Annotated in this window: 22 protein-coding genes and 1 riboswitch; of the genes, 15 read left to right on the top strand and 7 right to left on the bottom strand. The window is 65.5% G+C overall.

The window, feature by feature from the left end; genetic code table 11:
• Nucleotides 1–58: 58 nt before the first annotated feature.
• Genes nuoF through CGZ66_RS20220 form a run of 6 tightly spaced genes read right to left on the bottom strand, consistent with a single transcriptional unit; the run spans nt 59 to nt 5405 of the window.
• On the bottom strand, nt 59–1363 hold the full coding sequence (nuoF, locus tag CGZ66_RS20245) for an NADH-quinone oxidoreductase subunit NuoF (protein ID WP_095087224.1): 1305 nt from the start codon (nt 1361–1363) through the stop codon (nt 59–61).
• A 10-nt stretch (nt 1364–1373) separates the two neighbouring features.
• Nucleotides 1374–2657, bottom strand: coding sequence for an NADH-quinone oxidoreductase subunit E (locus tag CGZ66_RS20240; RefSeq protein ID WP_095087222.1), 1284 nt, complete (start codon nt 2655–2657; stop codon nt 1374–1376).
• Complete coding sequence (locus CGZ66_RS20235) at nt 2658–3848, bottom strand: NADH-quinone oxidoreductase subunit D (protein WP_095087220.1); 1191 nt, start codon at nt 3846–3848, stop codon at nt 2658–2660.
• A 9-nt stretch (nt 3849–3857) separates the two neighbouring features.
• A complete protein-coding gene (locus CGZ66_RS20230; RefSeq protein ID WP_095087218.1) occupies nt 3858–4463 on the bottom strand; it encodes an NADH-quinone oxidoreductase subunit C in 606 nt (201 codons plus the stop codon).
• A 4-nt stretch (nt 4464–4467) separates the two neighbouring features.
• Nucleotides 4468–5049: a NuoB/complex I 20 kDa subunit family protein gene (locus CGZ66_RS20225; protein WP_095087216.1), complete on the bottom strand. Its 582-nt coding sequence runs from the start codon at nt 5047–5049 to the stop codon at nt 4468–4470.
• Nucleotides 5040–5405 (bottom strand): NADH-quinone oxidoreductase subunit A, encoded by a 366-nt coding sequence (locus tag CGZ66_RS20220; protein WP_095087214.1) that lies wholly within the window; start codon nt 5403–5405, stop codon nt 5040–5042. The genes CGZ66_RS20225 and CGZ66_RS20220 overlap by 10 nt, the downstream gene beginning before the upstream one ends.
• Before the next feature lie 331 nt (nt 5406–5736).
• On the opposite strand from CGZ66_RS20220, the gene CGZ66_RS20215 reads away from it, so the two are divergent.
• From CGZ66_RS20215 to CGZ66_RS20180, 8 genes are all read left to right on the top strand, one after another.
• Nucleotides 5737–6936: a winged helix-turn-helix domain-containing protein gene (locus CGZ66_RS20215; protein WP_095087212.1), complete on the top strand. Its 1200-nt coding sequence runs from the start codon at nt 5737–5739 to the stop codon at nt 6934–6936.
• 29 nt (nt 6937–6965) lie between these two features.
• A riboswitch (cobalamin riboswitch) is annotated at nt 6966–7170 on the top strand.
• A gap of 39 nt (nt 7171–7209) precedes the next feature.
• A complete protein-coding gene (locus CGZ66_RS20210) occupies nt 7210–7638 on the top strand; it encodes a DUF1636 family protein (protein ID WP_095087210.1) in 429 nt (142 codons plus the stop codon).
• A gap of 2 nt (nt 7639–7640) precedes the next feature.
• Complete coding sequence (gene cobW / locus CGZ66_RS20205) at nt 7641–8678, top strand: cobalamin biosynthesis protein CobW (RefSeq protein ID WP_095087208.1); 1038 nt, start codon at nt 7641–7643, stop codon at nt 8676–8678.
• Between the two features lie 18 nt (nt 8679–8696).
• Nucleotides 8697–12062: a cobaltochelatase subunit CobN gene (gene cobN, locus CGZ66_RS20200; RefSeq protein ID WP_095087206.1), complete on the top strand. Its 3366-nt coding sequence runs from the start codon at nt 8697–8699 to the stop codon at nt 12060–12062.
• On the top strand, nt 12059–13576 hold the full coding sequence (gene cobG, locus CGZ66_RS20195; protein ID WP_095087204.1) for a precorrin-3B synthase: 1518 nt from the start codon (nt 12059–12061) through the stop codon (nt 13574–13576). The genes cobN and cobG overlap by 4 nt, the downstream gene beginning before the upstream one ends.
• Before the next feature lie 2 nt (nt 13577–13578).
• A complete protein-coding gene (locus tag CGZ66_RS20190; protein ID WP_095087969.1) occupies nt 13579–14211 on the top strand; it encodes a precorrin-8X methylmutase in 633 nt (210 codons plus the stop codon).
• A complete protein-coding gene (locus tag CGZ66_RS20185) occupies nt 14208–14966 on the top strand; it encodes a precorrin-2 C(20)-methyltransferase (protein WP_095087202.1) in 759 nt (252 codons plus the stop codon). Before CGZ66_RS20190 ends, CGZ66_RS20185 begins: the two co-directional genes overlap by 4 nt.
• A complete protein-coding gene (locus tag CGZ66_RS20180; RefSeq protein WP_095087200.1) occupies nt 14963–15727 on the top strand; it encodes a precorrin-3B C(17)-methyltransferase in 765 nt (254 codons plus the stop codon). Before CGZ66_RS20185 ends, CGZ66_RS20180 begins: the two co-directional genes overlap by 4 nt.
• On the opposite strand, the gene CGZ66_RS20175 is transcribed toward CGZ66_RS20180, so the two are convergent.
• Nucleotides 15715–16467: a cobalt-precorrin-6A reductase gene (locus tag CGZ66_RS20175; RefSeq protein WP_095087967.1), complete on the bottom strand. Its 753-nt coding sequence runs from the start codon at nt 16465–16467 to the stop codon at nt 15715–15717. The genes CGZ66_RS20180 and CGZ66_RS20175 overlap by 13 nt on opposite strands.
• Nucleotide 16468: 1 nt before the next feature.
• On the opposite strand from CGZ66_RS20175, the gene cbiE reads away from it, so the two are divergent.
• Genes cbiE through cobT form a run of 7 tightly spaced genes read left to right on the top strand, consistent with a single transcriptional unit; the run spans nt 16469 to nt 22851 of the window.
• A complete protein-coding gene (gene cbiE, locus CGZ66_RS20170) occupies nt 16469–17710 on the top strand; it encodes a precorrin-6y C5,15-methyltransferase (decarboxylating) subunit CbiE (RefSeq protein WP_095087965.1) in 1242 nt (413 codons plus the stop codon).
• Nucleotides 17707–18093, top strand: coding sequence for a cobalamin biosynthesis protein (locus tag CGZ66_RS20165; RefSeq protein WP_095087198.1), 387 nt, complete (start codon nt 17707–17709; stop codon nt 18091–18093). Before cbiE ends, CGZ66_RS20165 begins: the two co-directional genes overlap by 4 nt.
• Complete coding sequence (cobM, locus tag CGZ66_RS20160; RefSeq protein ID WP_095087196.1) at nt 18090–18854, top strand: precorrin-4 C(11)-methyltransferase; 765 nt, start codon at nt 18090–18092, stop codon at nt 18852–18854. Before CGZ66_RS20165 ends, cobM begins: the two co-directional genes overlap by 4 nt.
• Complete coding sequence (cobA, locus tag CGZ66_RS20155) at nt 18851–19669, top strand: uroporphyrinogen-III C-methyltransferase (protein ID WP_095087194.1); 819 nt, start codon at nt 18851–18853, stop codon at nt 19667–19669. The genes cobM and cobA overlap by 4 nt, the downstream gene beginning before the upstream one ends.
• Nucleotides 19666–20979: a cobyrinic acid a,c-diamide synthase CobB gene (locus CGZ66_RS20150; protein ID WP_095087192.1), complete on the top strand. Its 1314-nt coding sequence runs from the start codon at nt 19666–19668 to the stop codon at nt 20977–20979. Before cobA ends, CGZ66_RS20150 begins: the two co-directional genes overlap by 4 nt.
• Before the next feature lie 3 nt (nt 20980–20982).
• A complete protein-coding gene (locus tag CGZ66_RS20145; RefSeq protein ID WP_095087189.1) occupies nt 20983–21801 on the top strand; it encodes an adenosylcobinamide-GDP ribazoletransferase in 819 nt (272 codons plus the stop codon).
• Between the two features lie 39 nt (nt 21802–21840).
• Nucleotides 21841–22851: a nicotinate-nucleotide--dimethylbenzimidazole phosphoribosyltransferase gene (gene cobT / locus CGZ66_RS20140; RefSeq protein WP_095087187.1), complete on the top strand. Its 1011-nt coding sequence runs from the start codon at nt 21841–21843 to the stop codon at nt 22849–22851.
• The last annotated feature ends 12 nt before the right edge of the window (nt 22852–22863 follow it).

Genomic DNA, 22863 nt, shown 5'->3' with positions numbered 1-22863 from the left:
TCATATCGGGCACTTGCCCGCATTCCGCTCCGGGCTTTCGCCCGAATTCACAAAGTCTCTATTCCGCCGCCACCATCACCGGCTCGGCCCGGTGCGCATTGCGCGAAAACTCGTCGATGCGCCGTTCCACCTCGCCGCGGAAATGCCGCATCAGACCCTGGATCGGCCATGCCGCCGCGTCGCCCAGCGCGCAGATCGTGTGGCCCTCGACCTGCTTGGTGACGTCGAGCAGCATGTCGATCTCGCGCTTCTGCGCTTCGCCGCGCACCAGCCGTTCCATCACCCGCCACATCCAGCCGGTGCCTTCACGGCACGGCGTGCACTGGCCGCAGCTCTCGTGCTTGTAGAAGTAGGAAAGCCGCGCGATCGCCTTCACGATATCGGTCGACTTGTCCATGACGATGACAGCCGCCGTGCCGAGGCCGGATTTGAGGTCGCGCAACGCGTCGAAATCCATCGGCGTGTCAATGATCTGCTCGGCCGGCACCAGCGGCACCGAGGCGCCGCCCGGAATGACCGCCAGGAGATTGTCCCAGCCGCCACGAATGCCGCCGCAATGCGTCTCGATCAGTTCGCGGAACGGGATCGACATCGCCTCTTCGACCGTGCACGGGTTGTTGACGTGGCCGGACACGCAAAAAAGCTTGGTACCGACATTGTTGGGCCGGCCGAAGGACGAGAACCAGGCCGCACCGCGGCGCAGGATAGTCGGCGCAACGGCGATGGATTCGACATTGTTCACGGTTGTCGGGCAACCATACAAGCCGACATTGGCCGGAAATGGCGGCTTCAGCCGCGGCTGGCCCTTCTTGCCTTCGAGGCTTTCGAGCAGCGCCGTCTCCTCGCCGCAGATATAGGCGCCGGCACCATGGTGCATGTAGATGTCGAAGTCGTAGCCGGACGTGTTGTTCTTGCCGATCAGCTTGGCTTCGTAGGCCTCGTCGATCGCCCGCTGCAGCGCCTCGCGCTCGCGGATGAACTCGCCGCGAACATAGATGTAGGCGGCAATCGCACCCATGGCGAAGCCGGCGAGCAGCGCGCCTTCGACCAGCGTGTGCGGGTCATTGCGCAGGATGTCGCGATCCTTGCAGGTGCCGGGCTCGGATTCGTCGGCATTGATGACGAGGTAGCTCGGCCGGCCGTCGCTCTGCTTGGGCATGAACGACCATTTCAGACCCGTCGGGAAGCCGGCGCCGCCGCGTCCGCGCAAGCCTGATGCCTTCATCTCGTTGACGATCCACTCGCGCCCCTTGGCGACGATACCGGGCGTGTTGTCCCAGGCGCCACGCGCCATCGCGCCGGCCAGCGACTTGTCGAAGAGGCCGTAGATGTTGTTGAAGATGCGGTCTTTGTCCTGAAGCATTTTTCGTCCCTCAGACCGGTTTCTTGCCGAAGACGCGGATGTATTCGGCGACGCCACCCTTGGCGAGCGCCTTGGCCTGCTTGACCCAGTCGTCGCGATCGATGCGGCCGTGGAAAGCGAGATAACCGTCCACCCACTCGCGCTCGGCCTTCTTCCAGGACGCAACCTGCGCGAAGGTGAAAATGCCCAGGGAATGCAGGACGCCCTCGATCTTCGGGCCGACACCGGAGATCAACTTGAGGTCGTCGACCAGCGCTGGCCTGTCGATGCCGGCCGGGCGGTTCTTGTCCTCGAGCGACGGCTTGGCCGGCTTGTCAGCCTTCGCGGCTGGCACCTTGATCTCTGGCGCCTTGAAGGCGGCTGCTGGCTCGGCCTTGGTCTTCGGACCGTTGCGCTGCTTTGAAACCTGCTCGACTTCGGGGGCCGCCTTGTTGGCATTGGCGGCCGAATGCGGCGGGGCCGAAACGCTCGCCGCCTTTTCAGCTGCCGGCGCGACCTTGGTCTTTGAAGGCGTCTTCAAGGCCGGGCTGGTTTCAGGCGCATCGGTCTTCGGCTTGCCGGCATTGGATGGTGCGACAGGAGCGGCAGCGGGCGCGACCGTGGCGATTATCGCGTCGGGCGCCGCCTTCGCAGCCTTGGCCGCCTCCCTGGCTTCCCTGTCGCGGGTCGATTTGAGGATCGCCTTTTCGCTCTTCAGGGTCGTGAGGCCGGAGGCCGGCTCGGAGCCGGTGCGGCCGTCCTGCGGCCCTGGCGTCACCGAGGCGCCCTTGCCGGCGCCGTAGAGATCGATGATTTCGGCCAGCCGCTCAGGCGTCAAATCCTCGAACGTATCCTTGAAGATCATCACCATCGGCGCGTTGACGCAGGCGCCAAGGCACTCGACCTCTTCCCACGACAAGGTGCCCTTGTCGTTGGTGTGAAACTGGTCGTGATGGATTTTTGAGCGGCACACATCCATCAGCGCTTCCGAGCCGCGCAGCATGCAGGGCGTGGTGCCGCAAACCTGGATGTGGGCGCGGGTGCCGACCGGGCTCAACTGGTACTGCGTGTAGAAGGTGGCGACTTCCAGCCCTCGGATACGAGGCATGCCGAGCATGTCCGAAATCGTCTCGATGGCAGCCTTCGTCACCCAGCCTTCCTGCTCCTGCGCCAGCATCAAAAGCGGAATGATCGCCGACTGCTCACGGCCCTTGGGATATTTCTTGAGCCATTGCTTCGCCGCTGCCGCATTCGCCCGATTGAAGGCGAAGGATGCTGGCTGGACGCTGGCTTCTGCGAGACGGCGGACTGACATTTAGCGATCGACCTCACCAAACACGATGTCGAGGGAGCCGAGAACGGCGGTGACGTCGGCCAGCATGTGGCCGCGGCAGAGGAAATCCATGGCCTGCAGATGCGCGAAACCGGGGGCGCGCAGCTTGCAGCGGTACGGCTTGTTGGAGCCGTCCGAGACGAGATACACGCCGAATTCGCCTTTCGGCGCTTCAACCGCCGCATAGACCTCGCCGGCCGGCACGCGGTAGCCCTCGGTGTAGAGCTTGAAGTGATGGATCAGCGCTTCCATCGAGCGCTTCATCGCCTGGCGCTTCGGCGGCACCACCTTGCCGTCGAGGTTCGACACCGGGCCGGTGCTCTCCTTGCCGAGCAAAAGGTCAACGCACTGGCGCATGATCTTCGCCGACTGGCGCATTTCTTCCATGCGCACGAGGTAGCGGTCGAAACAGTCGCCGTTCTTGCCGATCGGAATGTCGAAATCCATTTCCGAATAGCATTCATAGGGCTGCGACTTGCGCAGGTCCCAGGGCGCGCCCGAACCACGTATCATCACGCCCGAGAAGCCCCAGGCCCAGGCATCGGCCAGCGAGACGACGCCGATGTCGACATTGCGCTGCTTGAAGATGCGGTTGCCGGTGAGCAACTGATCGAGGTCGTCGATCGACTTCAGGAACGGGTCGATCCACTTGCCGATGTCCTCGACCAGCTTCTGGGGCAGGTCCTGATGGACGCCGCCGGGGCGGAAATAGGCCGCATGCATGCGCGAGCCGGAGGCACGCTCATAGAACACCATCAGCTTTTCGCGCTCGACGAAGCCCCACAGCGGCGGCGTCAGCGCGCCGACGTCCATCGCTTGCGTCGTCACATTGAGGATGTGCGACATGATGCGGCCGATCTCGCAGTAGAGCACGCGGATCAGCTGGCCACGCTTCGGCACTTCGATGCCGAGCAGGCGCTCGGCGGCCAGCGCGAAAGCATGCTCCTGGTTCATCGGCGCGCAATAGTCGAGCCGGTCGAGATAAGGCACCGCCTGCAGGTAGGTTTTGGCCTCGATCAGCTTTTCGGTGCCGCGATGCAGCAGCCCGATATGCGGATCGACGCGATCGACGACTTCGCCGTCCAGCTCCAGAACGAGGCGCAAAACGCCGTGCGCCGCAGGGTGTTGCGGGCCGAAATTGATGTTGAAGTTGCGGACGGAGGTTTCAGCCATTCTGGCGCCTCAATTCGTCTTGGCTTTTTCATCCCCAGGCAGCACGTAGTCCGTGCCTTCCCAAGGGGAGAGAAAATCGAAATTGCGAAATTCCTGCTTGAGCTCGACCGGCTCATAGATGACGCGCTTGGCCTCGTCGTCGTAGCGCACCTCGACGAAGCCGGTCAGCGGGAAATCCTTGCGCAGCGGATGGCCTTCGAACCCATAGTCGGTCAACAGGCGCCGCAGATCGGGGTGGCCGGAGAACAGCACGCCATAAAGATCGTAGGTCTCGCGCTCGAACCAGTCGGCGCCGGGATAGACGCCGGTGATCGACGGCACCATCGTCTCCTCGTCGGCCTGCACCTTGACGCGGATGCGCACGTTCTGCTTCGGCGACAACAGGTGATAGACGACGTCGAAGCGCTTGGCCCGCGACGGATAGTCGGCGCCGCAGACATCGATGATCGAGATGAACTGGCAGCGTGCATCGTCGCGCAGGAAAGTCATCACCTCGACCAGGTTGCGCGGCTCGACATGGACGGTGAGTTCGCCGTAGGCGATCACCGCGTCATTCACGCGGCCGATCAGCTTCTCGCCGAGATAGGTCGACAGTTCGCTCAGGGATGCGGTCATGGATTTACCGTTCGATCGTGCCGGTGCGGCGGATCTTCTTCTGCAACAGAAGAATGCCGTAAAGCAGCGCTTCGGCGCTCGGCGGGCAGCCGGGCACATAGATGTCGACCGGCACGACGCGATCGCAGCCGCGCACCACCGAATAGGAATAGTGATAGTAGCCGCCGCCATTGGCGCAGGAGCCCATCGAGATGACGTAGCGCGGCTCCGGCATCTGGTCATAGACCTTGCGCAGCGCCGGCGCCATCTTGTTGGTCAACGTGCCGGCGACGATCATGATGTCGGACTGGCGCGGAGACGCGCGCGGCGCAACGCCGAACCGCTCCGAATCGTAGCGCGGCATCGAAGTATGGATCATCTCGACCGCGCAGCAGGCGAGGCCGAACGTCATGAACATCAGCGAACCGCTGCGCGCCCAGGTGATCAGCGCCTCAGTCGAGGTGACGAGAAAGCCCTTGTCGGCCAGTTCGTTGTTGATCTCGAGGAAGAAAGGATCGTCGGACCCCACCGGCCTGCCGGTGTTGGGATCGATCAGGCCCTTCGGCTTCGGCGCGACGAGCGTGCCGGAACTGTCGTTCAATCCCATTCCAGCGCTCCTTTTTTCCATTCATAGGCAAAGCCGATGGTCAACACCGCCAGGAAGACCATCATCGACCAGAAGCCGAGCATGCCGATCTTCGAGAACGACACCGCCCACGGAAACAGGAAAGCCACTTCCAGGTCGAAGATGATGAACAGGATCGACACCAGGTAGAAACGGATGTCGAATTTCATGCGGGCGTCGTCGAACGAGTTGAAACCGCACTCGTAGGCGGAAAGCTTTTCGGGATCGGGATTGCGGTAGGCGACCAGGAAGGGGGCGGCCAGCAGCGCCAGCCCGACGACCAGGGCCACGCCGATGAACAGGACGATGGGCAGGTATGAACCTAGAAGTGCGTTCATGCTCGGCTTTCCGTTGGCGCCAATCCACGTTGATTACAGCACCGGACCCTAATGCGGAAGCGTGACAGTTTAACCGCTGAACCGTTTTAAGGGCCTATGCTGCAACGCGGCGAGGGTTAGCGCAGCACTTCCAGCGAAGCAAGTCAAACCTTGTTCAAAACGCGGTGCTGGACGGCATATCCGAGGAAACTGGTCCGATCCGCTCCTGTTTGATTTCCTTCGCTTTTTACTCCACTTTTGTCTCCTGACATGGTTGCCGCCAAAATCCTGCTAGCATGGGCCGGAATCACCCATCAGAACTTCGGCCAACCACCCTCAGAGTGATGCCTGCATGAAGGAAAAGTTCTCGCTTGCCATGGCCCGGCGCATCGCGCTCGCAGCCCAGGGGTTTCTCGATCCCCGCCCCGCCGGTACGCCCGACCGCCGCCATTTCGCCCGCGTTCTCTCCCGCACCGGCCTGCTGCAGATCGATTCCGTCAGTGCGGTGGTGCGCGCCCACTATATGCCGCTCTATTCGCGCCTTGGCCCCTACCCGCTCGCTCTGCTCGACAACGCCGCCGTGACGCGCAAACGCACGGTGTTCGAATACTGGGCACACGAAGCCTCCTTCCTGCCGGTCGAGACCTACCCGCTGATGCGCTGGCGCATGCAGCGGGCCGAGCGCGGCGACGAAATGTATCTCGGCCTCGCCAAATGGGGCCGCGAACACGCTGGCTACATCGAACAGATCTATCGCGAGGTCGCCGAGCGCGGGCCGATCGCCGCTTCCGCGCTCGAAGGCCAGAAAGGCTCGGGCGGCTGGTGGGGCTGGAGCCATGCCAAGCACGCCTTCGAATGGCTGTTCTGGGCCGGGCGCATCACAACGGCGCACCGTCGCGGTTTCGAGCGGTTCTACGATCTGCCGGAACGCGTGCTGCCGCAGGCGATCCTCGACCTGCCGGTGCCCGCCGCCGAGGACGCGCACCGCGAATTGCTGCGCATTTCCGCCCGAGCCCACGGCATCGCGACATCAGGCGACCTGCGCGACTATTTCCGCCTGTCGCCCGCCGACATGAAGGGCCGACTGGAGGAACTGGTTGAAACAGGCGAACTGCTGCCTGTGCGTGTCGAAGGCTGGGACAAGCCGGCCTATCTTCATAAAGACGCGCGTTTGCCACGAAAAATCAAGGCCCGCGCTTTGCTGGCGCCGTTCGATCCGGTCGTCTTCGAACGGTCGCGCACCGAGCGGCTGTTCGATTTCCACTACCGCATCGAGATCTACACCCCGGCCGATAAACGCCAGTATGGCTACTACGTCCTGCCGTTCCTGCTCGGCGACCGGATCGTCGGCCGCGTCGACCTCAAGGCCGACCGGCCAGCCGGTGTCCTGCGGGTCCATGCTGCTTACGCAGAGCCCGGCGCGCCGCCTGAAACCGCTGCAGAACTCTTCGAAGAATTGAAGCAGATGCAGGGCTGGCTCGGACTTAAACGTATAGAGGTGACATCAGCCGGTGATTTGGGTCCGGCGCTGGCCGACCTGACCGTGTCGTAAGCCCACGTTGACACCACTGCCCGCAAAAGCCTAAATCCGCCGCAGACGGTCTCTTCTCTTCAACGAGAGGAGCCAAGAGGGAATGCGGTGCGAAATTCCGATTTCAAATCCGCGGCTGTCCCCGCAACTGTAAGCGAAGAGCCAAGGCCGAAAGCCACTGGGGATTCCCGGGAAGGCGGCTACCCAAGGCGATGACCCGCGAGCCAGGAGACCTGCCGTCTGCGACTATAGAATCCGATCGCCCGGCGGGTTTCCGGGCAAGGAGCCCGATTTTTGGACCACGACAGCAGTTTTTCGGCTGGCACAGCGGACAATTCGTCCGGCGAGAGCGATGCCCTTGCCGGCGTGACCGTCATCGTCTGTGCCTCCTGTCGTGATGAAACCGGTTCTGACGCCCATCCCCGCGCCGGCGAACTGCTTGCGGATGATACACGCCGCGCTGCATCTGGCGAAGACATCCGCGTCCGCAGCGTCGAATGCCTCGGCAATTGCAAGCGCCGGCTCAGTGCCGCCATCCTGCGCGATGGCTGCTGGAGCTACGTCTTCGGCGACCTGACCACAGCCAGCGGTGCCGATCTCGTCACCGGCGCCAAACTCTTCGCCACCTCGACCGACGGCCTGATCCCGTGGCGCGGCCGTCCCGATAGCCTCAAGCGCGGCCTCGTGGCCCGCATCCCTCCCCTCGACCTGCTGAAGGACTGATCATGACTGCCTCCGTCTCCCGCGTCCCCTGCACCGTCGTCACCGGCTTCCTCGGCGCCGGCAAGACGACGCTGATCCGCCATCTCCTGGAAAATGCCGGCGGCAAGCGGATCGCCATCATCGTCAATGAGTTCGGCGACATCGGCATCGACGGCGATATCCTGAAGGGCTGCGGCATCGACACGTGCCCGGAGGAAAACATCGTCGAACTGGCCAATGGCTGCATCTGCTGCACCGTTGCCGACGATTTCGTGCCGGCGCTCGACCAGATCCTGTCGCTGTCGCCGAAGGTCGACCACATCCTGATCGAGACCTCGGGCCTGGCTCTGCCCAAGCCACTGGTCCAGGCCTTTCAGTGGCCGACGGTGAAGAGCCGCGTGACGGTCGATGGTGTCATCGCAGTCGTCGACGGTCCCGCACTCGCCGAAGGCCGCGTCGCCAATGACATGGACGCACTTCAGGCACAGCGCGCCCAGGATGAGACGCTCGATCACGACGATCCGGTCGAGGAGGTGTTCGAGGACCAGATCGCCTGCGCCGACTTGATCATCCTGTCGAAGAGCGACCTGATGGACACCGCCGGCTCCGCCCGCGCCAACGCCATCATCAACGAGCACATCGCTCGCGCCGTGAAGATCGTGCCGACATCGCAGGGCAAGGTCGATCCCTCGGTGCTGCTCGGTCTTGGTCTTGCCGTCGAGGACGACATCGAAAACCGCAAGACCCATCACGACGACGAACTCGACCACGAGCACGACGACTTCGACTCTTTCGTCATCGACATTGCCTCGATCGCCAATCCGGACGAGCTGGCAAAGCGCGTCGCCACCGCCGCCGAGGAAGAAAACGTGCTGCGCGTGAAAGGCTTCGTCGAGGTCGGCGGCAAGCCGATGCGGCTGTTGCTGCAGGCCGTAGGACCGCGCGTCAATCACTACTACGACCGCGCCTGGACGGCCGGGGATGACCGCCGCTCGCGTCTCGTCGTCATCGGCCTGAAGGGGCTGAACCGCCCGGCGATCGAGCGTATACTCGCCGGCTGACGCAAACCACGGGCCGCGATGCACATCCTCACCACGACCTCCGCCTCGCTCGACGATCTCGCCGAGCCGGTCGATCTGCGGCAGACGCCGGCGGATATCGTGGCCCTGTCCTTCACCGACAGCGATCTCGCCGGACTGGCGGCGGCATGGAAGGTCGATGCCGAGCGCCTGCCCTCGATGCGGCTGGCGGCTTTGCGTGACCTGCGCCATCCGATGTCCGTCGACCTCTGGGTCGACAGTGTCGCCCGCCATGCCAAAGTCATCCTCGTGCGCATTCTCGGCGGCTACGACTGTTGGCGCTACGGCTGCGACCAGCTTGCCTCGACCGCCCGCGCGCGCGGTATAAAACTGGCGCTGCTGCCCGGCGAATGCCGCGACGAGGATCTGCGCTTGATCGAAGCCTCGACACTGCCGCGCGAGGAACTGGACGGCCTGCTCGACTATTTTCGCGAGGGCGGTCCGGCCAATATGAGCGCGCTGGTGCAGAAGCTGGCGCGGCTGGCAGGGTCTGAAGCAACAATTTCGGCGCCTGTCGCGGTACCGAAGGCCGGCTACTATGAGCCGGGTCGCGGGGTCGTCCCCCTTCCTTTCGAGGGGCAAGGAAACACCGAGCCTGTCATCCCCATCCTGTTCTACCGCTCGATGCTGCTCGCCGCCGATGTCGCACCGATCGACGCCCTTTTTGGGGCGCTGCGGCAGCGCGGTATGACGCCGGTCCCCATCTTCGTCTCGAGCCTCAAGGACCCGGTATCGCTGGCGTTCGTCGAAACCGCGCTGGCCTCGTTGAAACCTGCCGCCATCGTCACCGCGACCGCCTTCGCGTCCGGCGCCGAACCCGGCGTCGAAACCCTGTTCGATCGTGCCGGCGTGCCAGTCTTCCAGGTCATCGTCGCCACCACCCGCCGCGACATCTGGGAAAACAACCAGCGTGGGCTGGCGCCCGCCGACCTCGCAATGCATGTCGTGCTGCCCGAACTCGACGGCCGCATCCTGGCCGGCGCGATTTCCTTCAAGGGCGAAAGCGAGGTCGATCCAGCACTTGGTCACCGCGCCTTCGCCAACCGGCCGGAGCCGGATCGTGTGGCGCAAGTCGCGGACCGCGTCGCGGCCTTCATCAAGCTGCAAGAAACGCCCCGCGCCGAGCGCAAGCTTGCCATCCTGATCCCGGATTACCCGAGTGCCCCGGGCCGCACCGGCTATGCCGTCGGCCTCGACGTGCCGGCCAGCGTGCTGGCGATGCTGCAGGACCTCAAGGGAGAGGGCTATGCCGTTGACGGGATTCCGCAAACGCCGCGTGCGCTGCTGGAGTTGCTGGAAAGTTCAAACCACGGGCTGAAGCTTGACGACTATCTGTGCTTCTCAACCGAACTGCCGAGGGCGGCGATAGCTGCCGTAGAAGGCGCCTGGGGTAAGGCGAAAGATGAAACAGGTTTGCGCGAGGCGCTAACCTCCGCAAAATTCCCCTTCCGCGCCGCCACCTTCGGCAACGTCACCGTGGCGCTTGCTCCCGACCGCGGCCGGTCAATGGATCGGCGCGCCGATTATCACGACCCGACACTGCCGCCGCGGCATGCGCTGATCGCCTTCGGCCTGTGGCTGCGCAAGTCGGTCGGCGCTCATGCGCTTGTCCATGTCGGCGCCCACGGCACGCTGGAATGGCTGCCCGGCAAGACGGTTGCGCTCAGCCAAGACTGCTTTCCCGAGATCGTCACCGGTCCCTTGCCCGTGATCTATCCCTTCATCGTCTCCAACCCCGGCGAAGCCGCGCAGGCCAAGCGGCGCATCGCCGCCGTCACCCTTGGCCATCTGCCGCCGCCGTTGACCGGCGCCGGCCTCGATGAGGACCAGCACAAGCTCGAACGCCTGGTCGACGAATATGCCCAGGCCGATGGGCTCGACCGCCGCCGCCGCGACCGTCTGGCAAAGCTGATCGTCGACACCGCGCAAAAGACCGGCCTCGCCTCAGAAGCCGGCGTCGCCAAAACCGACGCGCCCGACGAGGCGCTGCGCCGCATCGACGCCTGGCTCTGCGACCTCAAGGATTTCGCCATCAAGGACGGGCTGCATATCTACGGCCGCGCCTCCGAGGTCGAGCCTGACACTATGCGACGTCAAAGCGCGGCTGCCGAGACGATGGCATTCCTGGCGGCACTCGATGGCCGCCACGTCAAGGCCGGCCCGGCAGGAGCGCCGGCGCGCGGCCGCGCCGATGTATTGCCCACCGGCCGCAACCTGTTCACGTCGGACCCGCGCACCATGCCGACGCCGACCGCCTATGACCTCGGCAAGGCGGCGGCGGAAGAAGTGGTGCGTGGCTATATGCAGTCGCATGGCGACTGGCCGCGTTCGCTGGTCATCGACCTCTGGGGCTCAGCCTCGCTGCGCACCGGCGGCGAGGAGATCGCACAGGGCCTGGCGCTGATGGGCTGCCGGCCGCAATGGGATGCCGCGACCGGCCGCATCACCGGCATCGAGGTGCTACCGCCGGCAACCGTCGGCCGACCACGCGTCGACGTCACCTGGCGCATTTCGGGCCTGTTCCGAGACATGTTCCCAACCCAGATCGCGCTGATCGATACCGCGGCCAACGCCGTTGCCGCCCGCGACGAGGAGGATTCGGAAAACCCGCTGGCGGCCAAGACCCGCGCGGATGGCAAGATCAGCCCGCGCATCTTCGGCACTTCGCCCGGCACCTACGGCGCCGGCGTCGAGGACTTGCTGTCGAGCGGCGACTGGGCGGCGCGCGAAGAAATCGGCCGCGCCTATCTCGACGCCACCTCGCATGCCTATGGCGGCGCAGGGGGCGAAGGCGTCTTGGCAACCGGCGCCTTCGAGGGCCGCATCGCCGAAGCCGATCTTCTCGTCCACACCGGCGATGATCCCGGCCGCGATATCCTAGAGGGTTCCGCTGACGTCGCCTTCATCGGCGGCTTTTCGGCAGCGCTTGCGGCGCTTGGCAGGAATGCCGATGTCATCGTGCTCGACACCACCGATCCGCAAAAGCCGAAGCCGCGTTCGGTGGGCGAGGCGGTGGCTCGCGTCGTACGGGCCCGCGCCGTCAATGCCCGCTTCATATCAGGGCAGATGCGCCACGGCCCGCGCGGCGCCTCCGAATTCGCCGAAACCGTTGACCGGCTGGTCGGCTTTGCCGAAACCACCCTCGCAATATCAGGCACGCTGATCGAGGCGGTGCATGATGCCTATCTCGGCGATCCCCTGGTGCGCGCCTTCATCCTGCGCGAGAACCCTGCCGCCGCCAAAGTCATCGCCGAGCGCTTCCAGTCGGCGCGGCGGCGCGGGCTCTGGCATCCCTTGCGCAATTCCATCGACGACGATCTCGCCGCCCTGATTGCCGAGGCTGAAGCGCTTGGGGTTGCGGCATGAACGCCTTCTTGCGTCGCGGCGCCTGCCCGGCTCTGGCAGCCCCCATGCAGACCGGCGATGGCCTGCTGGTGCGGCTCAACCCCGTTGCTGGGGGTCCATCTTCTGGAGGATTGTCGCCAAAGCTTTTGATCGCACTCGCCGAATCGGCCCTGCGGCACGGCAACGGCATCATGGAAGTCACCGCGCGCGGCAGTCTGCAGATACGCGGCCTGACATCGGAAAGCGCCCCGCTGCTGGCGACGGAGGTCGATGCGCTTGATATCGCGGTGCGGACCGGCGTGCCGGTCGAGACCGGGCCGCTGGCGGGCATCGATCCGCAGGAGATTGCCAATTCCCGGCCGCTGGCTGAACGGATCAGGGCAGCGGTCGAGGAAGCCGGGCTCGCGCAACGGCTCGGCCCGAAGGTTTCGATCGTTGTCGACGGCGGCGGACAGCTTCGACTGGATGCGGTGACGGCCGATGTGCGGCTTGCCGCAACGCGCAGCGATGCGGGAGTTCGGTGGCAGGTGTCTGTCGCGGGTGATGGGCGGAATGCGAAGCCGCTGGCCACGGTGGAAGACGATGCTGCATGCGACATTGCCATTGCCGTGCTCAGGATGACTGCTGAGAAGGGCCGCGAAGCCCATGCAAGGGATTTGACGGAGAGGCAGCTAGCTTCTCTTGCAAGTTGGCACTCCGTCCCACCCCCCTCTGTCCTGCCGGACATCTCCTCCGACAGGGGGGAGGTTGCGCTCTCATCTCCGCTTTCGCTAGTCGCAGGCGTTGCAGCAATCACTCAGCGTCCAAAAGGAGAGCCGGCGGCAGAACTGCCGATCTCCCCCCTTGCGGGGGAGATGTCCGGCAGGACAGAGGGGGGTGGGCAGGATCGCCTTCCTGCGCCACCGACTCCCTTACCCATTGGCATTTTCAACCTGGCCGCCCCCAATACCGCCGTCGCCATTGCCCTGCCCTATGGCAGCATGCCAGCGGATAAGATCATCGACCTTGCCCAAAGCGCCCTCGCCCTCGGCACGTCAGAAATCCGCCTGGCCCCCGGCCGTACCCTGCTCTTCCTCGGCCAGCCGACAGCCGCCAACCGGCCCCTTCAGGACACAGCAACCACCCTCGGATTCGTCACCGACGCCGCCGATCCGCGCACACGCATCGCCGCTTGCCCCGGGACGCCGGCCTGCGCCTCCGGCCGGATCGCCACGCGCGACATTGCCGAGGCGATTGCCGCTGAAAGTGCCGACATCCTCGACTTCACCCTGCACATTTCCGGCTGCGCCAAGGGCTGCGCCCATCCGGGCAAAGCAGCGCTCACCTTGGTCGGCGGCGAAAACGGAGCCGGACTTGTCGTGAACGCGACGGCAAAGGGCCTTCCTGCCGGCTACAGGCCGGGCTATGACGCCGCGCGTGGCATCAGCCGCGTCGCGGCAGCGATCCGCAGCGCACGACTTCCCGGCGAATCCGCCGCCGCTTGCCTGACAAGGCTTGGCGCGGCCGGCATCGCCGAGGCTTACCGACAGGAATGAGCATGGCCGCCTACGACTACATCCACGACGGCACGGCGATCTACGAGCGCTCCTTCGCCATCATTCGCGCCGAGGCCGACCTGTCGCGCTTCTCCGAAGCAGAGGCCGATGTCGCCATCCGCATGATCCATGCCTGCGGTCAGGTCGAAGCTGCCAGCCATTTTGTCTTTGCGACGGATTTCGTTGCCGCCGCGCGCACGGCACTTTCGGCTGGTGCGCCGATCTTCTGCGACGCCGAGATGGTTTCGCATGGCGTCACCCGCGCCAGGCTGCCGGCCGGCAACGAGGTGATCTGCACCTTGCGCGACCCGGGCACACACGAAATTGCGAGCGAGATCGGCAACACCCGCTCCGCGGCCGCCATCGACCTGTGGGGAGAGCGCATGGCCGGTTCGGTGGTCGCCATCGGCAATGCGCCGACCGCGCTCTTCTATTTGCTGGAAAAACTGCGCGACGGTGCGCCGAAGCCGGCGGCGATCATCGGCATGCCGGTCGGCTTCGTCGGCGCGACCGAATCCAAGGATGCGTTGGCCGAGAATTCCTATGGCGTGCCCTATGCCATCGTGCGCGGCCGGCTTGGCGGCAGCGCCATGACTGCCGCCGCACTCAACGCCTTGGCGAGGCCTGGCCTGTGAACGCGCTCCCCAAAGGCCGTCTCGTCGGCGTCGGCACCGGTCCCGGCGACCCCGAACTGTTGACGCTGAAGGCCGCTCGAGCCTTGGCCGAGGCCGATGTCGTGGCGTATTTCGCCAAGCGCGGCAACAACAGCAACGCGCGCGCCATCGTCGAAGCCCAATTCCGCCCGGGCATGACGGAACTGCCGCTGCTCTATCCCGTCACCACCGAAATCGACAAGGATCACGACGACTACCGTTCGCAGATCGCCGGTTTCTACGAGGAGTCAGCCGAGAAGGTCGCCGAACACCTTGAAGCAGGCAGGATGGTTGCCGTGCTGTCCGAGGGCGATCCGCTGTTCTACGGCTCCTACATGCACCTGCATGTGCGGCTCGCCCATCGCTTTCCGACCGAGGTCATTCCAGGCGTCACCGCCATGTCCGGCTGCTGGTCGGCGACCGGCCTGCCGATCGTCCAGGGCGACGATGTGCTGACGGTGTTGCCCGGCACGATGAGCGAGTTCGAACTCACCCGGCGGCTGGCCGACACCGACGCCGCCGTCATCATGAAGGTCGGCCGCAACCTGCCCAAGATCAGGCGGGCGCTGGAGGCAACCGGCAAGCTGGCGCGCGCCGTCTATGTCGAGCGCGGCACCATGGCCGGCAGCGTCTCGATGCGACTTGCCGACAAGCAGGACGACAAGGCGCCTTATTTTGCCATCGTGCTGGTCGCCGGCTGGTCCGGCCGGCCCGGCGCCTTGGGAGCGCAGGCATGAGCGGCCGTATCACCGTCATCGGGCTCGGGCCCGGCAATGCCGATCAGGTGACGCCTGAGGCCAGCCACGCGGTGGCGCAGGCAGCGTTCTTCTATGGCTATAAGCCCTATCTCGACCGGCTCGAATTGCGCCCGGACCAGACTCGCGTTGCCTCCGACAACCGCGAGGAACTCGCCCGCTCCAAGGACGCCTTGACCAAAGCCGCGGAAGGCCATGACGTCGCCGTCGTTTCCGGTGGCGACCCCGGCGTCTTCGCCATGGCGGCTGCAGTCTGCGAGGCGATCGAGGCCGGCCCGGCTGAATGGCGTGCAGTCGATGTCAATGTGGTGCCCGGCATCACCGCTATGCTCGCGGTTGCCGCCCGCATCGGTGCCCCGCTCGGCCATGATTTCTGCGCCATTTCGCTGTCCGACAATCTGAAGCCCTGGGAATTGATCGAGCTGCGCCTGCTGGCGGCGGCCGGCGCCGGCTTCGTCATCGCGCTCTACAATCCGATCAGCAAGGCGCGCCCCTGGCAGCTCGGCCGCGCCTTCGAATGCCTGACCGCGATCCTGCCCGGCACCACGCCGGTCATTTTCGGCCGTGCCGCCGGCCGTCCGGACGAGCGCATCGACGTGTTCCTACTGGCCGATGTCGACGCACAAAAAGCCGACATGGCGACCTGCATCATCATCGGCTCGCCAGAAACCAGGATCATCAAGCGCGACGACAGACCCGCGCTGGTCTACACGCCGCGCTCGTCCACGGGTCAGAGAAGATGATCGGCCCCGAACTGGTTGACAATGGCGGCCAGCGCTTCGACGGTTTCAGCCGAAGGAACATCCGGCAAGGCCGGCCTGCGGACCATGACCACCTCGATGCCAAGTGCTCGCGCCGCAGCGATCTTGCCATAGGTTGCGTCACCACCGCTGTTCTTGGACACCACGATGTCGATGCGATGCTCTTCGAGCAGCGCGCGTTCTTCCGCCTCGCGAAACGGCCCCCGGGCCAAAAGATAGTGAGCATCGGGAACGGCCAGCTTCGGCTCGACCGCATCGACGCTGCGGATGAGATAGTGATGCTGGGGCGCTGCTTCGAAAGCGGCAACCTCTTGCCGGCCCAGCGCCAGAAAGGCGCGACGAGGCGCCGGACCCAGCGCTTGCACGGCGTCGCTGACGATATCGACCTGCGTCCAGCGGTCGCCTTCTACAGGCTCCCAGCCCGGTCGCCGCAAGGCGACGATCGGCACGCCGGCCACGCGCGCGGCTTGCGCTGCATTGGCCGAGATTCGCGCCGCATAAGGATGCGTGGCGTCGATCAGAAGGTCGATGCCCGTCTCCTGCAGATAGGCAGCCAGCCCCTCGGCGCCGCCGAACCCTCCGGTTCGCACAGGCACGCCTTGCGCAACCGGGCTTTCGGTACGGCCGGCCAGCGACAGCGTGACCGAGGCACGCGCCGCCAGTTTTCCGGCCAGCTGCCGGGCTTCCGTGGTTCCGCCGAGGATCAGAATGCGGTGGGTCATCATGCCTGCTGAGGGTCCGCGCGGCGCCAAGCTCAACTCAAGATGGCTTACAGTCGTTGGCATCGGCGAGGACGGTTTAGCGGGTCTCGGCGACGAGGCCAAGCGGCTGATCGCCAAGGCGGAGATCATCTTCGGTGGGAAGCGGCACCTCGCCCTTGTCGCCTCCTTCGCCAAGGGCGAGGCGCGACCATGGCCGGTTCCTTTCGATGCCGAGATGGCTGATGTGCTGGCGCTTGCCGGCAGAAACGTGTGCGTGCTCGCCTCCGGCGATCCGTTCTTCCATGGGGTTGGCGCCACCCTCGCCCGCAAGGTGAAGGCCCAGGAGATGCATGTCATCCCGGCACCATCGGCCGTTTCGCTGGCAGCGGCCCGCCTTGGCTGGCCGTTGCCGGACATCGAGACCGTGTCGCTGCATGGCCGGCCGCTCGACCTGATCCGGCCGTTGCTGCAGCCGAACGCGCGCATTTTGGCGCTGACGTCGGACGCCGCCGCGCCTGCTGCAATCGCGCGCCTGCTGACCGAACTCGACTTTGGCGCATCGCGGCTGACGGTTCTTGAGGCCCTGGGCGGTCTGAACGAAAACCTACGCTCGGCCCGCGCCGATGCCTTCGACCTCGAAAACATCAATCCGCTCAATGTTTTGGCGATCGACGTTGAATCGGGTCCTGAAGCGCGCGTCCTGCCGCTCACGGTTGGCCTTGCCGATCATCTGTTCGACCATGACGGCCAGATCACCAAGCGCGAAATCCGCGCTATCACCCTGTCGGCGCTGGCGCCACGCCGCGGCGAGTTGCTGTGGGACATCGGCGCCGGCTCCGGCTCCATCGGCATCGAATGGATGCTCGCCCATCCTTCAATGCGTGCCATCGCCATCGAGGCGGACCCGATCCGCGCCGCCCGCATTGGCCGCAACGCTGCCGCCTGTGGCGTTCCAGGCCTGATCGTGGTGCAAGGCAGGGCGCCCAAGGCGCTTGCCAGGCTGGACACACCGGACGCGGTTTTCATTGGTGGTGGCGGCAGTGATGCCGGCGTCTTGAACGCCGCCATCAAAGCCCTGCCCGCCAGCGGCCGTCTCGTCGCCAACGCGGTGACGCTGGAGATGGAAACCCTGCTTCTCGCCCGTCACGTCTCGCTTGGCGGCGACCTTACCCGCATAAACATATCCCGCGCATCACCGGTGGGCTCGATGCAGGCCTGGCGGCCTGCCATGCCGGTTACCCAATGGAATTGGGTGAAGCCATGATGGTCGCAGGCATCGGCAGCCGAAAAGGCGTGACAGTCGAAGACGTACTCGCGGCGATAGAAACCGCGCTGGAAACGCACGGGCTGACCATGACAGCGTTGTCCGCCTTGGCGACCGCTCCCCTGAAGCAGGACGAAAAGGCTATTTTCACCGCCGGACATCAGCTCAATCTTCCGGTCATCGTCGCCGACGAGGCCGCGATCGACGCAGTCTCATCGGCCACGCTCAGCCATTCCGTTCTCTCGCAGGATCTCGCCGGCACGCCATCGGTTTCCGAAGCATCCGCGCTTGCCGTCGCCGGCAGGGGCGCGAGGCTGCTTGGAGCCCGTACAGTGCTTGGCCCGGTCACCTGCGCCATCGCCATCAGCGGAGATGCGCCATGACCGTGCATTTCATCGGTGCGGGTCCAGGTGCCGCCGATCTCATCACGCTGCGTGGCGCCAGGTTGCTGGCAAGCTGCCCGGTCTGCCTGCATGCCGGTTCGATCGTCGCGCCCGAATTGCTGAAGCACTGTGCGCCTGGGACAGAACTGATCGACACCGCGCCGATGTCGCTCGACGAGATCGAGGCCGCGTATCTGGAGGCCCACAAGGCCGGCCATGATGTCGCCCGTCTGCATTCCGGCGACCTGTCGGTGTGGAGCGCGGTCGCCGAGCAGATCCGGCGGCTGGAAAAGCACGGCATTCCCTACACGCTGACGCCGGGCGTCCCCTCCTTCGCCGCCGCGGCCGCAGCACTTCGCCGCGAGCTGACCATTCCCGAAGTCGCGCAAAGCCTGGTGCTGACCCGCATCTCCGGCCGCGCCTCAAAGATGCCGCCTGGAGAAACGCTGGCCGGTTTCGGCCGCACCGGCGCCACGCTCGCCATTCACCTTGCCATCCACGCCATCGACCGCGTCGTCGCCGAGCTGACGCCGTACTATGGCGGGGATTGCCCGGTGGCGATCGTCTTCCGCGCCTCCTGGCCGGACGAGCGCGTGCTGACTGGCACGCTGGAAACAATCGAGGCACAACTCGCCGCCGATCCGATGGAGCGCACGGCGATCATCTTCGTCGGCCGTTCGCTGGCGGCGGAAGGCTTTGGCGAGAGTTCATTATACGACGCCCATTACCAGCGGCGCTTTCGCGGACGGGACGGATTGTGAGCGGCAGCACCAGGAACAAGGGCGAGAACGCCACGCTCGAGCAGGCGTTGTCCCGGCTGAATTTCAAGCCGCGCCGCCTTGAGCCCGGCCATGTCTGGCTGGCCGGCGCCGGCCCGGGCGACCCCGGCTGCCTGACCCTGGAAGTGCTGGCGGCTTTGGCCGAGGCGGATGCGCTGGTCTACGACGCGCTGGTCTCTTCCGATGTCGTCGCTGTTGCCGCAAACGCCGAGCTTTTCTTCGCCGGCAAGCGCGGCGGAAAACCCTCGATGAAGCAGGACGACATCACCGCCCTGCTGGTCCGGCTGGCGCGCGAAGGTCGCCGCGTCGTCAGGCTGAAGGGCGGCGATCCCTATATTTTCGGCCGTGGCGGTGAAGAAGCCTTGGCACTGGCGCGGGAACAGATCCCGTTCCGCGTACTGCCCGGCCTGACATCGGGGCTGAGCGCGCTGGCCGCGACCGGCATCCCCGCCACCATGCGCGGCATCAACAAGGCGGTGATCCTGGCCACCGGCCACGCCGCCGGTTCCGATGACGATATCGACTGGGGCGCAATCGCCCGCACCGGCCAGCCGGTCGTGGTCTATATGGGCATGGCCAATCTGCCCCTCATCGCCGCCGCACTGCTCGACGGTGGGCTGGCGCCGTCGACGCCGGCGGCAGTCATCGTTGCCGCGACGACGCCGCAGGAACAGACCGTCGTCGCCACGCTGGCCACCATTGCCGAGGAAGCCGCCGCCGCCGGGCTGACCTCGCCGGCGCTGATCGTCGTTGGCGGCATCGTTGCCATGCGCGCGGCACTGGCGGGCAACCCGTGAGCGCCCGCGCCATCATCATCGGCGCGCCGCGTTCCGGCTCGGGCAAGACCAGCGTCACCATCGGCATCCTGCGCGCGCTGACCCGGCGGGGCTTGAAAGTACGCGGCGCCAAGTCAGGCCCCGACTATATCGATCCCGGCTTCCACACCGCCGCCACGGGGCTGTCCGGCGTCAATCTCGACAGCTGGGCGATGCCGCCATCGCTGCTCAACGCACTGGCCGCGCAAGCGGCTGACGACACCGACTTCGTCATCCTCGAAAGCGCCATGGGGCTGTTCGACGGCATTCCGGCGGCTCCCGGCCGCACCGGCTCCGCAGCCGACCTCGCCCGCCTCTATGGCCTGCCGGTGCTGCTGGTCCTCGACGTTTCCGGCCAGTCGACCACTGCGGCCGCTGTCGCCAAGGGGTTTGCCACCTACGATCCTCATGTGCGCATGGCTGGCGTAGTGCTCAACCGGCTGGGCAGCGAGCGCCACCGCCGGCTCTCCGGCGATGCCATCGAGGCGCTCGGCCTGCCCGTCGTCGGCGCCATCCTGCGCGATCCGACGCTGAACCTGCCCGAGCGCCATCTCGGCCTCGTCCAGGCCGGCGAATACGACGACCTGATGGCGCATCTCGACCGGCTGGCCGACATGGCGGAAAAGTCGCTCGATCTCGATGTCATCATGGCCTTGGCGACCCCCCTCACCCCGGCGCCGGGCGGCTTTGACGACGCGCTATCGCCGCCCGGCCAGCGCATTGCACTGGCTGAAGATGCCGCTTTCACCTTCCTCTATCCGCATGTGGCGGCCTCCTGGCGCAAGGCCGGCGCCGAGATCGTCCCGTTCTCGCCGCTCGCCGACGACGGACCCGACGAAGGCTGCGATGTCTGCTGGCTGCCCGGCGGCTATCCCGAACTCCATGCCGGTAAGCTCGCCGCAGCGACAAATTTCCGCGCCGGAATGACGAGATTCGCCGCGACGAAGCCCATCCATGGCGAGTGCGGTGGCTTCATGGTGCTTGGCGAAGCCCTGGAGGACGCGTCGGGCGAAACGCACGGAATGCTCGGCTTGCTCGGTCACTCCACCAGCTTTGCCAAACGCAAGATGAATCTCGGTTACCGCGAGGCACGGCTTCGCACCGATTGTCCGTTGGGCGCGCAAGGTGCACTGATCCGCGGGCACGAATTCCATTATGCGCAGATGATCGCGACGGGCTATGACGAGCCGCTGGCCGACCTCGCCGACGGCCAGGGCAACCCCATTGGCGCCTCGGGTTACCGGCGCGGCCATGTCAGCGGCACCTTCTTCCACGCCATTGCGAGGGGCTAGAGCATGATCCCGAAAAATGGCAGCCGGTTTTGGGAAGAAATCCGGCTCAAATTCCAGAACTTCAGCCGTTCGCCCCGGCAAATCCCTAGCGATATCGCGCTTTGCCTGGTCTTCTTCACCCGGCTGCCGCTGCCCGTCTTCGACTTTCGCGGCCGCAGCCTTGCAGCCGCGATCTGGGCCGCCCCGGTCGCCGGCCTTGTCGTCGGCCTGATCGGCGCCATCGTCTTTGCCACGGCGGAACGGTTTGGCCTCGCCATGGGCCCGGCGGCGGCCCTTGCCCTTGTGGCAACCGTGCTCACCACCGGCTGCCTGCATGAGGATGGGCTGTCCGACGTCGCCGATGGCTTTGGTGGCGGCAAATCGCGCGGCCGCAAACTCGACATCATGCGCGACAGCCGCATTGGCGCCTACGGTGCCGCAGCACTCGTTCTGTCGCTGCTGATCCGCTGGAGCGCGCTGCAGGAATTCGTCGAACCCACGCAGGCCCTCTTCGCTCTCGTGGCCGCACATGCCGCCTCGCGCGGCGTGCTGGGCGCCTTCATGCATCTTTTGCCCCCGGCCCGGTCCGATGGTCTCTCGGCGGATGCCGGTACCGTCTCGTTCGAAACCGCCATCGCCGGTGCCGTGCTCGGCGCGATACCGCTGCTGTTGCTTGGGCTCGGCGGCGCCATTGTCGCGCTTGTCCTGCTTGGCCTGCTGTTTGCCGCCTTCCGCGCCCTTTGCCTCAACCAGATCGATGGCCAGACCGGCGACACGATCGGCGCTTTGCAGCAGCTGAGCGAGATCGCCGTGCTGCTCGTCGCTTCCGTAGCTCTCTCCTGATTCCCCCTTGGCCTGATTCCCTTCGGAGACTTTGCCCCCATGCCCTTCAAATCGCTCGATGAACTGCGCACCGCTTGCGTCGATCTACCCGCCGGCAGCGATGCCGCCGCAAATGCTGTCGCCCGCCGCCAGGACACACTGACCAAGCCGCAAGGCAGCCTCGGCAGGTTGGAAACAATCGCAGCATGGCTGGCACGCTGGCAGGGCCGCGATATGCCAAAACTCGACCGGGTGAAGGTCTTTGTCTTCGCCGGCAACCACGGTGTCACCGCGCAAGGCGTGTCGGCCTATCCTTCCGAAGTCACGGTGCAGATGGTGGCGAATTTCGCCGGCGGTGGTGCCGCCATCAACCAGCTCGCCCGCATCGCCGGCGCCGAACTCGACGTCATTCCGCTCGATCTCGACCATCCCACGGGCGATTTTACGCAAGGGCCGGCGATGGACGACAAGGCGTTTCTCGCAGCCGTGTCAGCTGGCTATGACGCGGTGACGAAAGACCTCGATCTGGTCTGCTTCGGCGAAATGGGCATCGGCAACACCACGCCGGCCGCTGCTATTTCGGCAGCGCTGTTCGGCGGCGGTGCGGAAAAATGGACAGGCCGCGGCACCGGCGTCGACGACGCTGGCCTCAAGCGCAAGGTGGTCGCCATCGAGGCCGGCCTGAAGCGCCATGCCGCCGCCCTTTCCGATCCGCTGGGGGTTGCCGCTGCACTCGGCGGGCGCGAACTCGCCGCCATCTTCGGCGCCACGCTCGCCGCCCGCCATTTGGGCATACCCGTGCTGCTCGACGGCTTCGTCTGCACAGCCGCCGCCGCCCCGCTGGCAAGGCTGCACCCGGCAGGGCTCGCCCATACGATCGCAGCACACGTCTCGGCCGAATCGGGCCATCGCGGCTTGCTCGAAGCGCTCGGCCTACCGCCGTTGCTCGATCTCGGCATGCGGCTCGGCGAAGGCTCCGGCGCTTGCCTCGCCGTCAACATCGTCCGCTCGGCGCTGGAGTGCCACACCCGCATGGCAAGTTTTGCCGAGGCTGGAGTATCGGAGAAGTAGGCCCCAACGCCC

Source organism: Mesorhizobium sophorae, assembly GCF_002270415.1.
Classification (GTDB): Bacteria; Pseudomonadota; Alphaproteobacteria; order Rhizobiales; family Rhizobiaceae; genus Mesorhizobium; species Mesorhizobium sophorae.
Note: the sequence above shows the minus strand (reverse complement) of the source record. Positions and strands in the feature narration are given on the sequence as shown.